Origin of the sequence: Planococcus chinensis (genome assembly GCF_020071995.1) — a bacterium.
Lineage (GTDB): Bacteria > Bacillota > Bacilli > Bacillales_A > Planococcaceae > Planococcus > Planococcus chinensis_A.
Genome location: NZ_JABWTK010000002.1, coordinates 342,478 through 362,240, shown reverse-complemented (window position 1 = coordinate 362,240; position 19,763 = coordinate 342,478). Strand labels below are relative to the sequence as shown.

General features: G+C 47.8%; 21 protein-coding genes and 1 riboswitch. Of the genes, 11 read left to right on the top strand and 10 right to left on the bottom strand.

The genetic code is table 11. The features are described 5' to 3' along the window. The first annotated feature begins 32 nt into the window (after positions 1-32). From HU147_RS04865 to HU147_RS04850, 4 genes are all read left to right on the top strand, one after another. Entirely contained in the window at positions 33-983 is a 951-nt protein-coding gene (locus tag HU147_RS04865; RefSeq protein ID WP_224075170.1) for a 3-hydroxyacyl-CoA dehydrogenase family protein, read from the top strand. Continuing rightward, the gene (locus tag HU147_RS04860) at positions 980-1,744 is read left to right on the top strand and encodes an SDR family NAD(P)-dependent oxidoreductase (RefSeq protein ID WP_224075169.1); all 765 of its coding nucleotides are present in this window, start codon (positions 980-982) and stop codon (positions 1,742-1,744) included. The genes HU147_RS04865 and HU147_RS04860 overlap by 4 nt, the downstream gene beginning before the upstream one ends. Positions 1,745-1,760: 16 nt before the next feature. Beyond that, a complete protein-coding gene (locus HU147_RS04855) occupies positions 1,761-2,525 on the top strand; it encodes a 3-hydroxybutyrate dehydrogenase (RefSeq protein WP_224075168.1) in 765 nt (254 codons plus the stop codon). Positions 2,526-2,671: 146 nt separating this feature from the next. Beyond that, positions 2,672-3,910: a malic enzyme-like NAD(P)-binding protein gene (locus HU147_RS04850; protein ID WP_224075167.1), complete on the top strand. Its 1,239-nt coding sequence runs from the start codon at positions 2,672-2,674 to the stop codon at positions 3,908-3,910. Between the two features lie 118 nt (positions 3,911-4,028). Here HU147_RS04850 and HU147_RS04845 read toward each other — a convergent pair whose 3' ends face one another. From HU147_RS04845 to HU147_RS04835, 3 genes are read right to left on the bottom strand one after another with little or no spacing between them, the layout of a single operon-like run. After that, the gene (locus HU147_RS04845) at positions 4,029-5,132 is read right to left on the bottom strand and encodes a 5-methyltetrahydropteroyltriglutamate--homocysteine S-methyltransferase (protein WP_224075166.1); all 1,104 of its coding nucleotides are present in this window, start codon (positions 5,130-5,132) and stop codon (positions 4,029-4,031) included. Between the two features lie 19 nt (positions 5,133-5,151). After that, entirely contained in the window at positions 5,152-6,327 is a 1,176-nt protein-coding gene (gene metC, locus HU147_RS04840) for a cystathionine beta-lyase (protein WP_224075165.1), read from the bottom strand. Continuing rightward, positions 6,327-7,445 (bottom strand): methionine biosynthesis PLP-dependent protein, encoded by a 1,119-nt coding sequence (locus HU147_RS04835; RefSeq protein ID WP_224075164.1) that lies wholly within the window; start codon positions 7,443-7,445, stop codon positions 6,327-6,329. Before HU147_RS04835 ends, metC begins: the two co-directional genes overlap by 1 nt. A gap of 75 nt (positions 7,446-7,520) precedes the next feature. Further along, positions 7,521-7,623: riboswitch (SAM riboswitch) on the bottom strand. Positions 7,624-7,815: 192 nt separating this feature from the next. Between HU147_RS04835 and HU147_RS04830 the strand changes: the two genes are divergently transcribed. From HU147_RS04830 to HU147_RS04810, 5 genes are all read left to right on the top strand, one after another. Continuing rightward, entirely contained in the window at positions 7,816-8,121 is a 306-nt protein-coding gene (locus HU147_RS04830) for an antibiotic biosynthesis monooxygenase family protein (RefSeq protein WP_224075163.1), read from the top strand. Continuing rightward, a complete protein-coding gene (locus HU147_RS04825) occupies positions 8,118-8,471 on the top strand; it encodes a hypothetical protein (protein ID WP_224075162.1) in 354 nt (117 codons plus the stop codon). The genes HU147_RS04830 and HU147_RS04825 overlap by 4 nt, the downstream gene beginning before the upstream one ends. Positions 8,472-8,489: 18 nt before the next feature. Further along, positions 8,490-9,143: a cobalamin B12-binding domain-containing protein gene (locus HU147_RS04820; RefSeq protein WP_224075161.1), complete on the top strand. Its 654-nt coding sequence runs from the start codon at positions 8,490-8,492 to the stop codon at positions 9,141-9,143. After that, positions 9,121-9,894, top strand: a complete 774-nt coding sequence (locus HU147_RS04815) for an STAS domain-containing protein (protein WP_224075160.1) — start codon at positions 9,121-9,123, stop codon at positions 9,892-9,894. Before HU147_RS04820 ends, HU147_RS04815 begins: the two co-directional genes overlap by 23 nt. 105 nt (positions 9,895-9,999) lie before the next feature. Beyond that, on the top strand, positions 10,000-11,007 hold the full coding sequence (locus HU147_RS04810) for an LLM class flavin-dependent oxidoreductase (RefSeq protein ID WP_224075159.1): 1,008 nt from the start codon (positions 10,000-10,002) through the stop codon (positions 11,005-11,007). A gap of 83 nt (positions 11,008-11,090) precedes the next feature. Here the strand turns inward: HU147_RS04810 and HU147_RS04805 are convergent, their stop codons facing one another. The 5 genes from HU147_RS04805 to HU147_RS04785 form a co-directional block, all read right to left on the bottom strand. After that, positions 11,091-11,264 (bottom strand): hypothetical protein, encoded by a 174-nt coding sequence (locus HU147_RS04805; protein WP_224075158.1) that lies wholly within the window; start codon positions 11,262-11,264, stop codon positions 11,091-11,093. A 144-nt stretch (positions 11,265-11,408) separates the two neighbouring features. Beyond that, entirely contained in the window at positions 11,409-12,302 is an 894-nt protein-coding gene (locus tag HU147_RS04800) for a hypothetical protein (protein ID WP_224075157.1), read from the bottom strand. A 214-nt stretch (positions 12,303-12,516) separates the two neighbouring features. After that, positions 12,517-13,239 carry an amino acid ABC transporter ATP-binding protein gene (locus HU147_RS04795; protein WP_224075156.1) on the bottom strand — a complete coding sequence of 241 codons (723 nt, stop codon included), beginning with the start codon at positions 13,237-13,239 and terminating at the stop codon, positions 12,517-12,519. Then, positions 13,232-13,891, bottom strand: coding sequence for an amino acid ABC transporter permease (locus HU147_RS04790; protein WP_224075301.1), 660 nt, complete (start codon positions 13,889-13,891; stop codon positions 13,232-13,234). Before HU147_RS04790 ends, HU147_RS04795 begins: the two co-directional genes overlap by 8 nt. An 89-nt stretch (positions 13,892-13,980) precedes the next feature. Next, positions 13,981-14,763: a transporter substrate-binding domain-containing protein gene (locus tag HU147_RS04785; RefSeq protein ID WP_224075155.1), complete on the bottom strand. Its 783-nt coding sequence runs from the start codon at positions 14,761-14,763 to the stop codon at positions 13,981-13,983. A 167-nt stretch (positions 14,764-14,930) separates the two neighbouring features. Between HU147_RS04785 and HU147_RS04780 the strand changes: the two genes are divergently transcribed. Further along, positions 14,931-15,539 (top strand): pyroglutamyl-peptidase I, encoded by a 609-nt coding sequence (locus tag HU147_RS04780; RefSeq protein WP_224075154.1) that lies wholly within the window; start codon positions 14,931-14,933, stop codon positions 15,537-15,539. 54 nt (positions 15,540-15,593) lie between these two features. Here the strand turns inward: HU147_RS04780 and HU147_RS04775 are convergent, their stop codons facing one another. Further along, positions 15,594-16,253 carry an HAD family hydrolase gene (locus HU147_RS04775; RefSeq protein WP_224075153.1) on the bottom strand — a complete coding sequence of 220 codons (660 nt, stop codon included), beginning with the start codon at positions 16,251-16,253 and terminating at the stop codon, positions 15,594-15,596. 161 nt (positions 16,254-16,414) lie between these two features. On the opposite strand from HU147_RS04775, the gene HU147_RS04770 reads away from it, so the two are divergent. After that, positions 16,415-16,705, top strand: coding sequence for a hypothetical protein (locus HU147_RS04770; RefSeq protein ID WP_224075152.1), 291 nt, complete (start codon positions 16,415-16,417; stop codon positions 16,703-16,705). A 69-nt stretch (positions 16,706-16,774) separates the two neighbouring features. Here HU147_RS04770 and HU147_RS04765 read toward each other — a convergent pair whose 3' ends face one another. Then, complete coding sequence (locus HU147_RS04765; RefSeq protein WP_224075151.1) at positions 16,775-19,456, bottom strand: phosphoenolpyruvate synthase; 2,682 nt, start codon at positions 19,454-19,456, stop codon at positions 16,775-16,777. Positions 19,457-19,763 lie beyond the last annotated feature (307 nt).

Genomic DNA, 19,763 nt, shown 5'->3' with positions numbered 1-19,763 from the left:
CGTTTATACATACTAAAAAAGAGGTGCAAACTATGGAAAAGATTTCAATTCTCGGCTCCGGCACGATGGGGCATTCAATTGCTTTGTCCGCCGCATGGGCAGGGCAGACGGTTAAGGTGTATGGCATCAATGACAAAGATCTTGAAAATGCAGCAAAAGGGCTGCAAAGCAAACTCAAAGTCATGGCAGAGAACGGCTTGTTCGATGAAGCGGAAGCTGAACAAATAAAAGAGCATATCCATTTCTCAACATCGCTTGCGGAAGTGGTGGAAGGAGCCACTTTCATCATCGAAGTGATTCCGGAGGTGCTTGAACTGAAGAAAGAAATGTATAAAAAGTTGGAGGGCATGGTAGGGAAAGAAGTGGTCATCGCGAGCAATACATCCGGTTTTAAACCAAGCTTGCTGGCAGAAGAGATGGAACATCCGAACCGCTTTGTCGTGACGCATTTCTGGAATCCCGCCCATTTGATTCCGCTCGTGGAAGTGGTGAAAGGCGAACGGACAGATGAAGCGACTGTGGAGCGCGCCATGAACGTGATAACGGCTATGAACAAAAAGCCGATCCTATTGAACAAGGAATTGCCGGGCTTTATCGGCAACCGCCTTCAATACGCATTGTTCCGGGAAGCGCAGGCTTTGCTCGATTCGGGGGCCGCGACGAAAGAAGACATTGATGCTGCCGTGACTTACAGCATCGGGCGCCGTTTGCCGGTTACCGGGCCTTTAATGACAGCAGACATGGGCGGATTAGACGTTTTCTCAGCCATTTCAAATTATTTATTCGAAGATCTTTCAAAAGCCCAGCGGTCCGGCGAAGTCCTCACGAAACTGGTAGAAGAACAGAAACTGGGGGATAAAAACGGCGAAGGCTTCTATAAATGGGATCCCGATATTTCAGAGAAAATAAATGCTGAACGGGAGCAGACACTCATTTATTTCCTGAAAAATGACATGAAACTAAACGGGGAGGACAGCAAATGACTGCATACTTTTCCGAGCTTGAAAACAAAACGGTTGTTGTAACAGGCGGGAGCAAAGGAATCGGCAAAGACATCGCTTTGACTTTTGCCAAGTTGAATGCCAATGTCGTGATTTCCGGGCGCAACAAAGATGTCCTCCAAGAAACGCTGGCGGAGCTGCGGTCGTTTAACGAACGATGCATGGTAGTATCCGGAGACTTAAGCGATATTCAAGAAGTGAGGCGCCTGATTGATACAGCTGCTGAAGAATTCGGCACGATTGATGTACTGGTCAACAATGCAGGCGTTAATATTGCGAAGCCGGCCATGGAAGTAACGGAAGAAGACTGGGATACCGTCCTCGATTTGAATTTAAAATCGGCCTTTTTTGCCAGCCAAGCGGCTGCAAAGTATATGCTCGAACAGAACAGTGGACGCATTATCAACATCGCTTCCCAAATGGCGTTTGTCGGATTTGTTAAACGTGCCGCTTACTGCTCCAGTAAAGGCGGCCTAGTGCAAATGACAAAAGCGCTTGCTGTAGAATGGGCGAAAAACGGCATCCGTGTCAATGGTGTTGCCCCAACATTTATTGAAACCGAACTGACGGCCAAAATGTTTGAAGACGAAGAATTTAAAAAAGAAGTGAATAGCCGGATTCTTTTGGATGGGCTATCCCAGCCAAAGGATATTTCAGGAGCTGTCCTTTACTTGGCTTCAGACTTGGCAAATTTTGTAACAGGCGAAACAGTTAAAGTGGACGGTGGCTGGACAGCAATTTGATGGAGGAGGAAGTTGAATGGAAGGGAAAGTGTTATTCATCACGGGAGCCGCACGCGGCATCGGTTTTGATATTGCCAAAGCCTTTTCGGAGGCAGGTGCTAAAGTCGTCGTTTCCGATCTGGCACAAGAAGCAGTGGATGCAGCCGCCAAGCAATTGCCTGGGGAAGCGGTGGGCATCGTCTGCGACGTGACGAAAGAAGAAGAGATTAAACGTGCAATTGATTTCACAGTTGAAACCTATGGAAGCCTGGACTTTCTCGTGAACAATGCCGGCATGCAGCATGTCTCGCTCCTTGAGGATTTTCCGACGGAGAAATTTGAGCTGCTTGTTAAAATCATGCTGACGGCGCCATTTATCGCGACAAAATACGCATTGCCGCATATGCGGCAACAAGGATTCGGCCGCATCATCAATATGGCATCGATTAACGGGGTGATCGGGTTTGCTGGAAAAGCGGCTTATAATTCTGCGAAGCATGGCGTCATCGGATTGACAAAAGTAGCTGCGCTTGAAACTGCAGCACAAGGCATTACGGTAAACGCCATCTGCCCGGGGTATGTCGATACGCAGCTGGTGCGCAACCAATTCGCTGATTTGGCAAAAACACGAAAGATTGAGCTGGAACAGGTTTTGGAGGAAGTGCTGTATCCACTCGTACCGCAAAAACGCCTGCTGGACGTAAATGAAATTACGGATCTGGCACTTTATATTGCCAGTGATTCTGCACGCGGCATGACCGGACAAGCGGTAATTTTAGATGGGGGCTATACGGCCCAGTAAATGCAGGAAAGGAAGCGGGCAAGTAAACGCTTCCTTTTTGTTATGCCTCAGCCAAAAGACTGAATTGTCATGCAACGGACGAAAAGGGGTTTTATTTTTCAGAATAGTCTTTATAATAAACCATTATGACAAAGGGAGATGAGGCAATGTCGAACCTGAAGAACGATTCTTTGCAGTTGCATCGGAAACATCAAGGGAAATTGGAAGTCCGGTCCAAAGTGGCGGTGAAAAATGAACGGGATTTAAGCCTTGCTTATTCTCCTGGAGTGGCGGAACCATGCAGGGAAATAGCAGCAGACCGCGGCAAAGTATATGACTATACGATGAAAGGCAATACAGTGGCAGTTATCACGGATGGCACTGCGGTTCTTGGACTGGGCAATATCGGACCTGAAGCGGCATTGCCGGTAATGGAAGGAAAAGCCTTGCTGTTCAAAGAATTCGCGGGGGTCGATGCGTTTCCAATTTGTTTGAACACAACGGATGCTGAAACCATCATTCAAACGGTCAAATTGCTTGAACCTGGCTTTGGCGGCGTCAACTTGGAGGATATTTCGGCGCCGACTTGTTTTGTTGTAGAAGACCGTTTGAAAGAGGAAATGGGCATTCCGGTTTTCCATGATGACCAGCATGGGACGGCAATTGTGACATTAGCTGGTTTGACCAATGCCTTGAAATTGGTCGGCAAGGAAATTGCTGAAACGAAAATTGTGGTCAACGGCGCGGGTGCAGCCGGTATTGCTGTAGTGAAGCTTTTAAGGAAGTTTGGCTGCAGCCAGCTCATAATGTGCGATACAAAAGGGGCTATTTTTGATGGCCGGACGTACGGCATGAATCCGTACAAGGAAAAAGTAGCGAACGACACCAACCCGGACCGTTTGGAAGGCTTGCTGGGAGACGTTATCCATGGTGCGGATGTCTTTATCGGCGTTTCAGCGGAAGGGGCGCTGACGCAGGACATGATCCGGACGATGGCAAAAGATCCAATCATTTTCGCAATGGCCAATCCGAATCCGGAAATTCTTCCGCATTTAGCGAAAGAAGCGGGCGCGCGTATTGTCGGGACAGGACGCTCCGATTTTCCGAACCAGGTCAATAATGTTCTGGCTTTTCCTGGAATCTTCAGAGGGGCATTGGATGTTCAGGCGAGCCAAATCAATGATGCAATGAAAATTGCGGCCGTTGAAGCCATTGCCGGACTGATCGAGGCGCATGAACTTCATGACGATTATGTGATACCGGCTCCTTTTGATCTGCGGGTGGCACCGGCTGTAGCAGAGGCTGTAGCAAAGGCTGCAATCGAGACTGGCGTCGCCAATTATGCAAGTTTGCCGCAAAGCACGCTGGATGGCGTTCCGGCTGTTTCTGGCAAAGAACATATATAATAGAAGAAAAGCGGCCAATCCTTTGGGAAGGGACGGCTTTTTTTCGGTTGAGCAGAGACAGGAAAAGTAGGCTTTAAAAAAGCAGTGAACGGAAATTTTCCGTTCACTGTTTTTTGATTTATCCCCAAATTTCTTTAGAGAGCTCCACGATAAACTTCAGCTTATCCCATTGCTGCTGTTCGGTAAGGCTGTTGCCGTGGTGTGTGGAAGCGAATCCACATTGAGGGCTGATGCAAATCTGTTCAAGAGGAACGTACTTTGCGGCTTCTTCGATTTTCGCTTTGATTGCTTCTTTGTCTTCCAATTCACCTCGTTTTGAAGTGAATACACCGAGGACTACTTTAGCTCCGCCAACCGGAATATGCTCGAGCGGCTGGAAACTGCCGGAGCGCTCATCATCATATTCGAGGAAAAAGCCGTCCACTTTTTCTTTCGCAAATAAAGTAGGGGCGATCAAGGCGTAGCTTCCTTCAAAAGCCCAATCCGATTTATAGTTGCCGCGGCATAGATGCGTCGTTACATACAAATCTTCAGGTTTGCCTTCCAGTACGCCATTAACGACCCGCAGTGCCAAATCAATCAGGTATTCCCGGTTATATTGACCATCATTAAACGGGATATCAGGAGACGACAGTCCTGCGATATAAACATCATCAATTTGGATATAGCGGGCTCCTGCTTCATAAAAGGCTTTGAGGGCATCCCGGTAAGCTTCAATGACGTCTTTTGCATAGACTTCCAGATCCGGATATATGCTTTCGTCACGGATGCCCTGATTGAAAAATTGGTTCGGACTTGGGATTGTCAGCTTTGGAACTGCGCGGCCATCTACAATTTCCTTGAATTCAATGAAATCCTTGACGAAGGGATGGTTTTTATCAAAAGAAATTTTGCCGATATTACGGACATCATATGCTTCAGTCACCACATTCTTAAATTGATAGCCTTTTTCTGGAGTGTACCCTTCAAATCCGTTGATATGCGCCATGAAATCAGTGTGCCAGAAAGTCCGGCGGAATTCGCCGTCAGTTACGGCCTGCAATCCGGCTTCAATCTGTTTGTCCACAATACGGGTAATTTCCGCGGTTTCAATTTCACGCAATTGCTGTGCTGTGATTTCGCCATCTTTGAATTGCTGTCGCGCGTTATGAATGCTGTCGGGGCGAAGTAAACTCCCGACATGGTCTGCTCTGAATGGGGCTTTGGTTGCTGTTGTGGTCATGTATTATTCCTTCTCTCTTTTATAGGATGGTTGATGCCTCTCCGGCCGCTTGCCGGACTTTTTGCAATGCTTGTTCCAGATCTTCCAATAAGTCATCTGTGTGCTCCAACCCGACTGACAAGCGCAGCAAGCCGTCTGTAATGCCGCGTTTTTCGCGTTCTTCTTTTGGCATCGAAGCGTGGGACATTGTTGCCGGATACGATAAGATCGATTCGACTGCTCCTAAGCTGACGGCAAATATTGGAATCTGTAAGCTTTCCACAAATGTCCGGGCTGCTTCCTTGTCAGCCAGGCGGAAAGACAAGACGGCTCCGGCACCTGTTGCCTGGCGTTCATGTATCGGGTAGCCCGGATGGAAACGGAATCTGGGATAATACACTTCTTCAATGGCTGGATGGCTGTGCAGGTAATCGGCGATGATGCGGGCTGAGCCGGAAGACTGTTTCAGCCGGGCTCCGAGTGTCTTGATGCCTTGGATCAAGTTATAGGAATCCTGGGCTCCCAAGACCGAACCGAAGGTGTTTTGGATAAAGCCCAAGCGGTTGCCGAGCTCCACATCTTTGGTAACGGCAAGTCCGGCAATGATATCGCTATGTCCTGACAAGAACTTTGTCGCACTGTGAAGGACGAGGTCTGCTCCTAGGTCCAGCGGGTTTTGGTAAAGCGGCGTCATAAACGTGTTGTCGACAAATGTCAGGCAGTCATTCGCTTTTGCCAGTTTTGCAGCGATTTCAATGTCGGTGATGTTCATGACCGGGTTGGAAGGCGTTTCAAGATAAATGACTTTTGTATTCGGGCGGATCGCCTCTGCCATTTCACTCAAATCCGTCATATTGACGAATGTATAGTCGATGTGGAATTTAGTCAGGACTTCTGTGACGAACCGGTAAGTGCCGCCGTAGACGTCTTCTGAAACAAGCACATGGTCGCCTGCTGAAAGCAGCATGAATGCTGATGAAATAGCAGCCATGCCGGACGCAAAGGCGAATCCGCGCGTGCCGTTTTCAAGCTTAGCAATGGTTTCTTCCAATTTTAAACGCGTCGGATTGCCGGAGCGGCTATAGTCGAAAGGGCCGAATTCATCAAAGCTTTCCTGATGATAAGTCGAAGATAAATAAATGGGTACATTCACTGCACCGGTTTCACGGTCAACGCCGGCTGCATGAATAAATTGAGTTTCTAAACGATCCGTCATTAGCGAATAGCCTCCTTTTCGAGTTTAGCGAATGTCTGGGTTAAATCAGCGATTAAATCGTCGGCATCTTCAATTCCGACAGAAAACCGGAGCAGGCGGTTGCAAATGCCGCGGCGTACACGCTCGGATTCCGGAATATCCGCATGCGTCTGTGTTGCCGGATACGTGATGAAACTTTCGACGCCTCCGAGGCTTTCGGCGAAAGCGATCAAACGGACGTTTTCGAGAAAAGGGGCGATCCATTCCTCGTTGTTCAGGCGGAAAGACAACATGCCGCCTTTGCCGGGATAAAGGACTTCTGCAATGACCGGCTGCTGTTTCAAAAAAGCCGCTACCTTTCGGGCGTTTTTTTCATGCTGCCGCATTCGGAGCGGCAAAGTTTTCATTCCCCGGATCAAGAGCCATGAATCAAAAGGGGATAAGACGGCGCCGGCCGCATTGTGAAGGCTGGCCAATTTTTCACAGATTCCCTGGCCTTTAGCAACGACTAATCCAGCTAATACATCATTGTGTCCACCGATGTATTTCGTCGCGCTATGGACGACAATATCAGCTCCTAAAGCGAGCGGCTGCTGGAGGAAAGGCGTTAAAAACGTGTTATCAACGATGAGCAGGAGATTATGTTTTTTCGCCAGTGCTGCATAGGCAATTAAATCAATTTCCTCCATTAATGGATTTGTCGGGGTTTCGATAAAGAATGCCCGTGTATGCTCCGAGATGAATGCTTCGGTTTTCGTACTGTCCTTAAAATCGGCGTAAATCGTCCGGATGTTATACACCTTGGCAAAGTGGTCAAGCAGCCGGTAAGTTCCACCATATACATCTTCCGGAACGAGAAGTTCGTCTCCCGGACGGAACAAGGACAAAACAAGCTGGATGGCGGCCATACCGGAACTGCAGGCAAACCCTGCGTTTCCTTGTTCAAGTGCGGCAATGCCTTCTTCTAGAATGGCCCTCGTCGGATTTTTCGTTCGCGTATAATCGAACCCCGTCGATTGCCCCAATGCTTCATGGGCATATGCTGTTGACAAATGAATGGGAGGGCTGACAGCACCCGTTTCGGCATCATTGCGGTTCCCCAATTGGACCATTGCTGTCTCCAAACTTTGTTTTGTCATGTTCATCATCCTTTCGAATAAAAAAATAGGGGCTTTCTTCAAAAAGAAGAAAGCCCCTATTTCAGGAACATAATCTTCTCATCTTCTAGGCGGCTGCCTATTGGAATTAGCACCGTGGCCGTGAGGCTGGTTGCTGAGACATCATAGGGCCAAATCCCTCCGTCTCTCTTGATAAGAAATAAATTATGAAGTTATGTATAATTCGATATTTGTAAGTCTAGAGCATTTCAGAAAGAAGTGCAAGGGGAAAGTTGAAATAGTCTAAAAATATACTGCTCATCACGATAAATAAGTGAAAAGAGCATTTCTTTTAATTCGCTTGGCGAAAGGTTATAATAAGCATTAACTAATTTTAAAAAGGGGAATATGGATGTATATTGTGACCTCAACTGTAGAAGTACCCATGGAGAAAACGCAGGATCTTATTGAAATATACCAGAACCGTTCCCGCCGGGTGGACCAGGCAGAAGGCTTTCAGCAGTTTCGCTTGATCCAGAACACCAAAAAATTAAATGAATTGACTGTGCATATGGAATGGCAGTCAAAAGAATCTTATATGAACTGGGTTCGAAGCAATGAATTTAAGGAAATCCATGAACTTGAAAAAAATTATCCGGATAAGGCATTGGCCGGAATTGTGCCAAAGGTCCGCCAGTATGAGGTGGTAGCCGAATGAATAAGGCCATTAAAGACAAAATTGCGCTGGAAACGGCCAAAAGCATCTATGAAGCCTATCCAAATCTTTGGGAGCGCTTCGGCGAGCAGGGGTTTCAGCATACTGAAAAAGACAACCATCACCATCTGGACCATTTGGAAACGGCTTATGAACTGGAAGACAAGCAAGTATTCCTGGATTATAGTCTTTGGCTCGAGACGGTGCTGAATAGCCGAAACGTGGAAACTGCATTGATTATTGATAATTTTGAGCGGCTTATCGACATTCTTCCGGGAAAAACCGAGAAACAAGAAGAGCGTTTTATGCTTGACTGCCTGAAAGAGGCGAATGCATTACTTACTAAACCGTAGCAAAAGGAGGTTGATCCAATGATTCAACCCACTCAATTAGCGAATTTGTTTTTGGAAGGCGAAGATAAGGAGGCGTTGCGCCACATTCATTTCTTCCTCGCCCAGCACAGCCGCAAAGAATTATTCGACCATTTGCTGACGCCTGCAATGTACCATATCGGCGCTTTATGGGAGAACAATGAAATTACAGTGGCGGATGAGCATTTAGCGACAGCCATATGCGATTTTGTCGTATCAGCCGTGGATAATCGCGAAATGGCAGAAAAAGGGCTGGAAAGAAAAGTGATGGTTCTCGGTCCCGAAGGGGAGGACCATTATATCGGCCTGAAAATGGTATCCAGCCTTTTTCGTGAACATGGCTGGTCGGTGAAATACATGGGACCCAACCTGCCGTTGCCGCATGCTTTGGAGGCGGCAGAAAAATGGCAGCCTGATGTTGTCGCTTTATCGGGGGCACTGGTATACAGACTGCCTGTTTTAAAAACGTATGCACAAGCGTTTATGGCATTGCACTCAAAACCGGCTGTTTTGATTGGGGGCCGGGCGGTCAACGTTTCCAATGTGAATTCTTTGAGAAGCACCGGGGCGATGGTTATACAAGATTTAAGCCAGTTGGAACTCTGGCTCAAGACGGGAGAGAATCCGCGCAATGACTACGACATCTCAATTTAATGCATTGCCGCTCCCGGCATTTACATTGGATATCCAATTGCACGTCGTCGAAAGCTCGGCAGAAGCGTTTGAACTGTTTGGGGACTGCCGGTTATTCACCGATATTGTTGACGAAGAAAGCCTACAAAAAGCAAAAAACATGTTAAGTTCCGAAGTTCTTCAACCGAAGTTTGAGCTTAATTTCATTTCCAGAAAAGACGGATTGTTTTTAGCGGATGTTTACGGAAAACGGAGTGATTCAGGAAATATCTCGCTCGTTATCGTTCCCAAGGACAACCAGCTGGAGCGTGTCGCAAATCAACTGACTAAACTGCGTGAAAGGCTCCGGGAGACGGATTATGATCTTTTCCAGGAAAAAGAACGGACGCTCGAACTGCTTCAAAAAGTGCGTGAATTGTCTGCCCCGTATATCCAATTGGATAGCGACCGGCTGCTCGTGCCTTTGTTCGGCGATTTGACGGAAGAGCAGGTATTGGCATTTATGCCGCGGCTTTTGGCCAACATTTATGAAACGCAGGCTGAAACCGTGATTTTTGATTTAACCGCAATGGGGAAAATTACAGACGAAGGCCTTCAACATTTGGATCAACTTCTCCAGTCGTTGAGCATTATGGGAACGTCTAGCATCTTTACCGGCGTCAAACCGGAACATGCCAAGCAACTGCATCATATGCAAGCAAAGTTGCCGATGCGTTTTCTTTCTTCGCTGCAGGAAGTCCTGTCGGCCAACAGATGGACAAGCCAAAGCTGATTCTTTTAAAAGAGTCGGCTTTTTTCTATGCTCGAATCCATGAGCCGGAAAGATGTATTTATTTGGCAGAATCGATACAATATGAAAGGTAAGGAGTGAAGAACAATGCAGACAAAAAAATTTAAAGATATTCCTCTATCGGTTCTGGATCTGGCACCGATCAATGAAGGCAGCAACGCCGGAGAGTCATTCCGGCGGAGCGTCGAGCTTGCGCAGCATGTTGAAAAATGGGGGTTCAACCGCTACTGGCTTGCTGAACACCATAATATGCCTGGAATCGGCAGTTCCGCAACTTCCGTATTGATCGGCCACATTGCGGGAGCCACGGAACGAATCCGTGTCGGCTCAGGCGGGATCATGCTGCCGAACCATGCACCGCTCGTTATTGCTGAACAATTCGGGACGCTTGAAGCGATTTATCCGGGCCGTATTGACCTAGGATTGGGGCGTGCTCCGGGAAGCGACCAAGCGACCGCTTATGCGCTCCGCCGCACCTTGCAAAGCAGCGGCGATGATTTCCCGCAGCAAGTGGCCGAACTGGAAAATTACTTCTCCGATAAACCGGTCGGGCGCGTACGTTCGTATCCGGGTACTGGCCTGCGGGTACCGCTTTGGCTTCTGGGGTCCAGCGGCTTCAGTGCCCAATTAGCCGCAATTAAAGGTTTGCCATTTTCATTTGCCAGCCACTTCGCGCCGGACTTTACGATGCAAGCGCTGCAACTGTACCATCAGAATTTCAAGCCTTCCACCGCACTGAAAGACCCGTATGCGATGGTCGGAGTAAATGTCATTGCGGCAGACACCCAGGAACGTGCAGAATGGCTGGCAACATCCGGCCAGCAGCAAATGTTCAACTTGATGCGGGGGATGCCAACGGAGTTCACGCCGCCAATCGACAATTTGGAAGAGGTTTGGACGGACCGTGAAATTGCCATTTTCAAAGAAAAGATGGACACGGAATCGATGATTGTCGGCACGCCGGATGTGGTGCGTGAAAAATTGAGTGCTTTCATCAATAAAACCCGTGCCAACGAAGTCATCATCAATTCACAAATTTTCCACCAGAAAGACCGGCTCCGCTCTTACGAGATCGTTGCAGAAATGATGGAATAAGAAAGAAACCCCCTTCAAGTTTTTGCTTGAAGGGGGTTTTTGCATGGCTTCCGCCTCAAAAAACAGGAGACCGAAGCTATAGCTTATTGCAGATTTTGTGCTTTTTTCTCTTCCCCTTTTACTTCTTCAGGGGTATCGTCATCTTCCAAAAATGAATATACGGGTGATCCTTCGCCAATCATGTCCAGAGATGCAAAAAAATCGTCGTCAAACTGCCGGCGTTCAACTTCCTGCGGGTCCACACGTCTGCGGTCCATGATTAAAACCTCCTTGTTTGATTTGATGGACATTTGCAATTGAAGAGAGGACACTGCTCTACACCTTCATTATACTGATTATTCTGTTTTTATCAAAAAGAATGGATTAAAAAAGGCCCGCAAAAAAATAGCGGGCCTTCATTGTCATTCAGTAATGGCTTTTGCATTTAATAGCATTGATTCAAAAAAGAGGGAAGGGGCGGTTTGGTTCCATTCAGCCGAGACGGCATCTTGTGTCCGTTCGTCAATGACATCATAAGCCATTTCTGTACGGAGGTCGTCTGTCAATGGAATTTTGACGAGCGGGCCTTCAGGCGTCAGCCAGTTCAGCTGCTCACGGCGGTTTTGCAGCGCATGGGAAATCCAGGTGTCCTCTTCAGTTTCAGAAGCGAAAAACGGTTCAGGAGACAGCATAAACCAAGTCTGCATCTCGTGCTTAGGCGGCAGCCAGAAGCTCTTCGCCAGTTGGCCTTCTTCCAAAGTCAAATTGGGAATTTCATGGCGCAGTTCGTTGACCGCTTCTCCGTTGCCAAGTGTAATCGGCCTGGAGACGTATAAATTGCCCTGCAAAATTTCGCCTTCACCCGTGGCTATAGTTCCGTATGGATTGGTCGTAGGATCAGCTCCGTAAGTATCATCCTGAGTTTGCTGCACAGGCTCCGGGTTCCATGACTTCACTTTTGCCTCTTCCAGATTTTTCGTGTTCAGTGAAACCGCGAACGGCATCCAACCGGTATTCGTCACTTCTTCAAACACAATTTTCACTTCGTTTTCAAGCGTTCTTTCTACCAATGTATAAGAACCGAGCGACAAGCCGAAAAGCGATATTTTATATGCGTGTGCTACATCCGGCCCTTCTTCCGTTTCAATCGGATCCGATAACGTGAAAAAAGTGGGCTTTTCAATTGCCAAAGCGATGCCGCCTTGAGAATAAACTTCTGTTTCGTTTTTCAAAAACATCATGCCGGTAAATAAAATAAGCGCCATGAAAAATACTACGCCGATTAAAATAACGATCTTTCTAAACAAATAATTCACCTCATATAGTTTTAGCTCTTTTGATTATATCACGTGCTTGTTCGAGGAAGAGGGAAGAGATATGAGCATCGAATGAACAAAAGGGGGGGAGTTGCTAATAAACATGGATGAGTCGCTCGTAAAAAGAAGAAAGCCGCTCGCAATTCAATCGAAGTTGCTCGAATCGCAGGCCAAGTTGCTCATAAATGAAAAAAGCGCCACCAGGGGCGCTCGTTCACAATACTTTTTCCAAAAAATCTCTTGCCCGTTCGGATTTCGGGCTATTGAAAAACTCCACTGGCTGGCCTTCTTCGACCAGGACACCGTGGTCAAGGAAAATCACCCGGTCGGCCACTTCACGCGCAAAGCCCATTTCGTGGGTGACGACAGCCATCGTCATGCCGGATTTTGCCAAGTCTTTCATGACATCGAGCACTTCTTTCACCATTTCGGGATCCAGTGCGGAAGTCGGTTCGTCAAATAGCATCAAATCCGGCTCCATGGCAAGCGCACGCGCAATTGCGACCCGCTGTTTCTGGCCGCCGGAAAGACTGCTTGGATAAGCTTTTTCTTTTTCAGATAAGCCAACCCGCTTCAGCAGGATGCGTGCTTTTTCCTGGGCGGTTTCTTTTTTCTCGCCTTTTACTTTCATCGGGGCATAAGTCAGGTTCTCGAGAACCGTTAAATGCGGAAACAGGTGGAAATGCTGGAACACCATGCCGATATGCTGGCGGATTTTTTGGACGTCTTTTTTGGGGCCTGTCAAATCTTGTCCGTTAACCACGACGGTTCCGGACGTCGGAACTTCAAGCATATTCAAGCAGCGGAGAAACGTTGATTTCCCGGATCCCGAAGGGCCGATGATGGAAACCACTTCGCCTTTCTTTATTTCGGTGGTGATGTCTTTCAGCACTTCGTTGTTGCCGAACTTTTTATAAAGATGTTCCACTTTAATCACTTTGCTTCAGCCTCCGTTCAAACATTCTGCCGATGACCGTGAGTCCCATGACCAGGCACCAGTAAATCAGCCCGACAAACAGGAGCGGCTCGAAATTGCGGAACAAATCGGAGCCCACCACTTGTGCACGGCGCATCAAATCCAGGTAGCCGATGGTCGAAACGATGGCGGATTCTTTGGTCAGTGTAATAAACTCGTTCATCAAAGCCGGCAGGATGTTTTTCAGCGCCTGCGGCAGGATGATGTCGGTCATCATGGCGCGGTAGGGAACGCCAAGTGCCTGAGCAGCTTCCATCTGCCCTTTGTCGACTGCCTGTATGCCGGCACGGATGATTTCCGAAATATAAGCTGAGGAATTCAATCCGAACGCCAAAATGGCGGATAAGAATGGCGAGATGTCATAGCCGGTCAGCTGCGGGATGGAATAATAGATAATCATTAATTGCAAAATCAGCGGTGTGCCTCGGAAGATTGACGTATAGGCATCCGCAAACCAGCGCAAGGGTTTGACAGAACCGATTTTAAACAGCGCCAGGACGGTCCCGAGAATGGAACCTAAAATGATGGCGAAAAATACAAATTTTAAAGTGACCCAAATCCCTTCCAGCATGAAAGGGATGTAAGGGACGATTTGTGAAAAGTCCAAGTTCATTTTATCCAACTCTTTTCTGATTCAGAAGATGATCCCACTTTTACTGGAGACAGGACGTCGCGGTCAAAGTGGGATGGATTAGTGCCTCTTTATTCTTCAATTTTCCATTTCTTTTTCAGTTCATCCATTTCTCCGCTTTCTTCCATTTCAGCGATGACGCCGTTCACATCTTCCACAAGGTCGCTGCCTTTCGGAAATGCGACTGCCATGCCAGGTGAAGCAGTAGTTGGATCATCAAATGCATCAAGGTCCTGGGCTTCGATATAGCCTTTGGCAACTTGTTTGTCCATATAGGCAGCATCGATACGGTTCGATAGGATTTCCTGAATTAAAGCACCCGAGTCGTCCAAGGCTTTCAATTCGAATTTGATGTCGCCTTCTTCCAGAATGGCATTGGCGCCTTCTTCCTGGATGGTACCAAGCTGGACGCCGACCACTTTGCCTTCCAAATCTTCAAGTGTTTTGATGTCAGAGCCTTTAGCAGTCAGGAACATTTCGCCTGAATGGTTGTATTCAGTTGAGAAGTCGACGTTCTTTTTGCGTTCTTCGGTAGCCGACATGCCGGCGATCACCATATCCACGCGGTCATTTTGCAAAGCGCCGATCAAACCGTCAAATTTCATATCGGTAATATTCAGCTCATAACCCAATTCCTCTGCAATATGGTTGGCCAGGTCGATGTCAAAACCGACAATTTCACCTTCGGTATTGCGGGATTCAAACGGCGGAAATTCTGCAGACGTTCCCATGTCCAATACTTTCGCATCTTCGGATGAGCCGGAGCTTCCTGACTCGGATGTATCACTGCCGCACGCACCGAGCAGCAAAGCTGCGGATGCAAAAACTGCAAATAGTGTATGTTGCTTTTTCATTTATAGTTCCTCCTAGTAATATCTCTTTCGGATATTTATTCGACTAAATGAATTTTAACAAATGAAAGAATAAAATAAAAGGTTTTTTATAAAGTTTTATGAATAAATATGTATTTTAATTATTCTGTATTTTCGAGTATAATTAAACAGAATGGAGGAGTAAATAGATGAAAAAATTATTGCTTACCGGTTTCGAGCCGTTTCTCGATTATACGGTCAATCCGACAATGAAGATTGTCGAAGAGTTGAATGGAGCAGAAGTGGGCGGCTACAAAATTATTGGCAAAGTAATGCCAGTGGATTTTCATGCTTCTGGGAATCAGTTGCTTGAATTTATTGAAGAAACAGCCCCGGACGCTGTAATCTCTTTAGGGCTGGCGGCTGGACGCTATAAAATGACACCGGAGCGCATAGCCATCAATTTCAAAGATGGTCCGGTGGATAACGAGGGCCATAAGCCGGTGGATGAACCCATCAGGGAAGCAGGGGAACCGGCTTATCTTACGACACTTCCTGCACGGAAAATGGTAGACCGGTTGATCGAAAGAGGGCTGCCGGCAGAAATTTCGAATACAGCCGGGGCTTATTTATGCAATAACGTTATGTATGAAGGCCTGTATTATGCGAGCAAGCATAAGCCAGATATGCTTTCCGGTTTTATACATATCCCGGCCTCCCACGAACTTGCAATTCAGCATGGAAGGATTCCAAGCTGGTCGCACCAAGATTTGGCAGCGGGTATCCGGATCTGCATTGAAGTGTTGGGCGAACAATAAAAAAGCGAATCGCAGCTGCGATTCGCTTTTTTCTGAAGATGATATCCGGTTTTCCTAAAGGATTTCCCAATTCCGTTCTTTTGCTACAGTCCGCAGGCTTGGTTCCGGCTGGACGGCAACAGGATGGCCGACCAATTCAAGAACCGGCAAATCGGAAAGGCTGTCGCCGTAAGCGTAGCTGTTTGGCCAGTCGATGTCCTGACCGGATAAGGCTTCCTTGATTTTTTCCGTTTTGAGCGGCCCTTGAATATGGGAAATCTTCGCTTTCAGGTCAAGGATGTTGCCGGCATACGGGATTTCGGTGCCGATGATGGTTCCGATGGGAAGTTTTTCCGTCACGGCATGGAGCAGCGGAGTAAACGCACCGGACACGAGCATGACGTAATCGTTGTCGTGGACATGCTGTTTCAAACGTTCAACGACCGCTGGATTGAAATCCCCGTGCATTTTATCGGCAATTTCGCTGAAATACGTTTCCAATTCCGGTTTCGTGAAACTCTCAAGTGCCGCCAAGTAGGCTTGTACCGAGTGTTCCCGCATTTTCTTCACGGAGACCAGCTTCAATTTGGAGCCGATATATGGGGGCATGATGGCCCGGTAAAACTGGCGGTACCGCTTGCTGTGCACAGGATGGTTTTTTAAATGCTCCATCATCAATTGAAAAGTTTCTTTTGAATACAAAGTTCCGTCAAAGTCGAAAATGGCGACGCGCATAGAAATCACTCCGGTTTTATGATTTTTCTGATAGTCCCATCATAACGGAAAGCGTTCGCCGCTTCTAGTGGCAGCCGCTGTTTTCAGAAGCAGAACCTTATGTTTATGCGTCTTCGGGCGCAGGGTATAGAAAGGAAAACAGATACTGGGAGGTTTTTGGGATGGCAGTACAGCGAATTATGGTCGGCTATGTAGAATTGACGGAAACAGAATCGGAAGAACTTTTTCAAGAAGTGAAAAAAGACAAGGAAGTGGAGAGCTATGATGCGCTTCAAGCCTTAATGGAAGACTTTGACTCACGCATCATTGAACCGGAAACAAAGCCTTTAAAAGAATTGTTGGACGAAGAGGCACCGACAGAAGAAACGAATGCCGGAACCCGCTATATAGAAATCTTCAATAAGCTGGAGGAAGATTCGCGCTACCGGATCAAGTCATCCAAACAGGATTGAAGATTCATTAATAAATAAAACCAGTTGCAGCCAAGCAACTGGTTTTTGTGTTGAAAGGGCCGCCAATCTTTAACGGCTTATCTCCATTTTTCTTTGCAAGATCTGTACAAAGCCCTGTGTGCCGTCTACCCGGATCCGGTCACCGTCCTGTATCAATTGCGTAGCCCCTACAACACCGACAACTGCCGGAATTCCGTATTCACGGGCGACAACAGAACCGTGCGTCATCATGCCTCCGACTTCCGTTACCAAACCTGCCGCCGAAGTGAAGAGCGGCGTCCAACCGGGATCGGTATAGGGGGCAATCAAAATATCGCCGGCATTTAACCGCGCATTTTCTGAACGCAGAATTACCCGGGCAATGCCGGTCACCGAACCCGACGAAACGGGGGTTCCCATCAGGGCGTCTTTCAGGCCTGAACCGGTACGCGGTTTTCCTTCGATGATTTCCCCGTCGCTTGTCATAACACGCGGCGTTTTTAATTTTCCATTTGCTTCGTGCTGCTGTTTTCTTGATTCGATTGCTTCCTGCAAATTTCCGGAATGTTGGCCATACAGCAGACCGCTCAGCTCTTCTACGGAAAGGTAAAAGACGTCTTGGACTGTGAGAAGCTTGCCTTTACCAACTAAAGTTTGGGCTTCTTCCAAAATAGCGAGTTTGTATAAATCCATCCCTTTCACGAGTGCGAATTTATGGTGTTCGCGCATGCCCAGCAAATGCCGGTACAGCCGGATGAGCCGGCGAACATAGCGTTTTTCAATTCCTGTGAAATGCCGGAGAATTTCTTTTTCCGCTGCTTCCGCTTCCCGCTTGCCTTGTTCAAATCGTTGCCGATGTTCGCCGTGCTGCATGGTCCGGAGATTGCTGGCGATGGAAGGCAGGAGCTGCGCGGGATCTTCGTGCCAGCGCGGCTTGGCAATGTCAATTTCACCGATGCAGCGCGCCCCGTACTGCAGAAGGAAATGGTCCAGACGCTGCTGAAACTCAGGGCCGCCTGAAACATTCAGGAGTCCATTGTAAAATGTTTCATGGCTGGCAGTTTCCAAATGGTTCACCAGTTCTGGCTTGTCCCGTGCAAAATCCGCCAAGTCGCCAAGCTGCAAGCCCATTTCGGTAGTGACGTTGCCTGGGAGCGATTTGTATAGTTTGCTGAAGAGCACGGCGCTTTGTTCGTCGCCAAACTTTTGGTTCAGCTTCTTGGTGAGTGCACCTGAAGCAAGCATGCCCGTAATTACATAGGGAATGATTTTGGACAATACATCCGGGAACATTCGCTCCATGCCTTGCTGGATGAAACGAATACGCTCGGCTCCTGAAACTTGCTGCAAGTTCAGTCCGGCAGCTCGAACAGTTTGATTCATAAATTCGGTCGCTTTGCTGTTTGCTTTGGCCGGGTCTTTCAGCCAGAAGTTGGCAGCTGCTTTAAAAGCGACGGGAATTGCCATAGGAGCAATTCGCCGAATTCTTAAAGCGACCGTCTTTGGGGGGATATGGACTTGCCGAAATTCCGGCCGGCTAATGGCTTCTGTCAGAGCCGATGCCAGCAATTCATCCATGCCGCCCATTAATTTTAAAAAGCGGTTCCGGAGAGGCGGCAGGGACAATACCCTGGTGAAGTCAGCGAACGCCCGTCCGCCGGCTTCCCGCAGCACACGCTTTTCCGGAGCTACGGTGCCTTTATTAATAAAACCCGTGACATTGCTCAAAAGAGAGAGGGAAAGGGGCATCATGGGATCGGTCATCATTTGGATATAGCCGAAATTGAGAAAGACACGAAACTGTTCATCTTCTGTAATGGGCAAGGGATATAGGGAGGTGATGGGGCGGCTTTGCAAAACGACGAACTCGCCGTTGACCATTCCCCACTCGATATCTTGCTCGGCTCCGTAATGGTTCTCAATGTGCTGGCCGATTTCCGCCAGTTTAATGATTTTGTGGTTTGGCAGCGCCTGGATTTCCTGAAATGCCTCAGGGATTGATTTCGTTATGGTACCGCCTTTTGGGAGGGCATAAATAGCCAATTCTTTTTTAGCAATTTGTTTTCGGATGATTTGGTTATCCCGGACTTGGTACAAGTCGGCTGAAACAAGACCCGATACTAACGCTTCGCCTAAACCGAAACTGGCATCTATTGAAATTGTATGTCGATGCCCGGAGATGGGATCGGCCGTGAAAAGGATTCCGGAGACTTCCGGGAACATCATTTCCTGGATGACGACAGACAAATAAACCGAGCGGTGGCCAAAGCCGTTTTTCGCCCGGTAGGAAATGGCGCGGTCCGTGAAGAGGGAAGCCCAGCAATGCTGGACGGCAGAAAGCAGCTCCTTTTCCCCGATGATGTTCAAAAAAGTCTCTTGCTGTCCGGCAAAAGAAGCGTTCGGCAAATCTTCTGCTGTGGCACTAGAACGTACAGCGTATGGGATGTCCTTGCCTGAAGCTTGCCAGGCATCCAGTATGGCTATTTCGATATCTTTCGGCATCGGGAGAGCGATAAGATGATCCCGGATTTGGCCGGCTAACAGGCGGAGCTGTTCCAAGTCATCGGGGGGGAGTTGCTCTAAACGAATAAACAGTGCTTCCATTTCGGTGCTGGACCCGATCAGCTTGCGATATGCGGAAGTGGTGATGCAAAATCCCTGGGGAACGGGAAATCCTGCTCCCGCCAGTTCCCCGAGATTTGCACCTTTTCCGCCCACCAGCGGCAAATGGGTCCGATTGATTTCATTGAAATGCAATACGTAAGGTTCCATTTTCTTCACCTCCGAGCTTGCTTTATTGCCTTCATTATAGTCCCGTAGAGCAGGGGGTTAAAGGTATATTTGAAATTAAAAATGAGATACAGGATAGCTTCCAGTTGATTGGATAGGCGTTTTCATGGGAGGCAATCGTGCTATTGTCCGTGAACTTTTTCTTTTGGGACAAATACTGTCCGCGCTATACCGAATACTGTCCGGACTGCCGAAAATACTGTCCGCACACAACCAAATACTGTCCTGCGCCGAAAAACTCCATAAAAAAGAAGCCAAGCAGCATCTGCGTGGCTTCTTTCCAGTACCC

Bases quoted from the DNA above. Each gene is read 5' to 3' on its own strand.
- HU147_RS04775 (WP_224075153.1), bottom strand. From the start codon at position 16,253: ATGCGCGTCGCCATTTTCGACTTTGACGGAACTTTGTATTCAAAAGAA.
- HU147_RS04865 (WP_224075170.1), top strand. From the start codon at position 33: ATGGAAAAGATTTCAATTCTCGGCTCCGGCACGATGGGGCATTCAATT.
- HU147_RS04835 (WP_224075164.1), bottom strand. From the start codon at position 7,445: ATGACAAAACAAAGTTTGGAGACAGCAATGGTCCAATTGGGGAACCGC.
- HU147_RS04765 (WP_224075151.1), bottom strand. From the start codon at position 19,456: ATGGAACCTTACGTATTGCATTTCAATGAAATCAATCGGACCCATTTG.
- HU147_RS04785 (WP_224075155.1), bottom strand. From the start codon at position 14,763: ATGAAAAAGCAACATACACTATTTGCAGTTTTTGCATCCGCAGCTTTG.
- HU147_RS04770 (WP_224075152.1), top strand. From the start codon at position 16,415: ATGGCAGTACAGCGAATTATGGTCGGCTATGTAGAATTGACGGAAACA.
- metC (WP_224075165.1), bottom strand. From the start codon at position 6,327: ATGACGGATCGTTTAGAAACTCAATTTATTCATGCAGCCGGCGTTGAC.
- HU147_RS04850 (WP_224075167.1), top strand. From the start codon at position 2,672: ATGTCGAACCTGAAGAACGATTCTTTGCAGTTGCATCGGAAACATCAA.
- HU147_RS04805 (WP_224075158.1), bottom strand. From the start codon at position 11,264: ATGGACCGCAGACGTGTGGACCCGCAGGAAGTTGAACGCCGGCAGTTT.
- HU147_RS04790 (WP_224075301.1), bottom strand. From the start codon at position 13,891: ATGAACTTGGACTTTTCACAAATCGTCCCTTACATCCCTTTCATGCTG.
- HU147_RS04780 (WP_224075154.1), top strand. From the start codon at position 14,931: ATGAAAAAATTATTGCTTACCGGTTTCGAGCCGTTTCTCGATTATACG.
- HU147_RS04830 (WP_224075163.1), top strand. From the start codon at position 7,816: ATGTATATTGTGACCTCAACTGTAGAAGTACCCATGGAGAAAACGCAG.
- HU147_RS04860 (WP_224075169.1), top strand. From the start codon at position 980: ATGACTGCATACTTTTCCGAGCTTGAAAACAAAACGGTTGTTGTAACA.
- HU147_RS04825 (WP_224075162.1), top strand. From the start codon at position 8,118: ATGAATAAGGCCATTAAAGACAAAATTGCGCTGGAAACGGCCAAAAGC.
- HU147_RS04810 (WP_224075159.1), top strand. From the start codon at position 10,000: ATGCAGACAAAAAAATTTAAAGATATTCCTCTATCGGTTCTGGATCTG.
- HU147_RS04820 (WP_224075161.1), top strand. From the start codon at position 8,490: ATGATTCAACCCACTCAATTAGCGAATTTGTTTTTGGAAGGCGAAGAT.
- HU147_RS04855 (WP_224075168.1), top strand. From the start codon at position 1,761: ATGGAAGGGAAAGTGTTATTCATCACGGGAGCCGCACGCGGCATCGGT.
- HU147_RS04815 (WP_224075160.1), top strand. From the start codon at position 9,121: ATGACTACGACATCTCAATTTAATGCATTGCCGCTCCCGGCATTTACA.
- HU147_RS04845 (WP_224075166.1), bottom strand. From the start codon at position 5,132: ATGACCACAACAGCAACCAAAGCCCCATTCAGAGCAGACCATGTCGGG.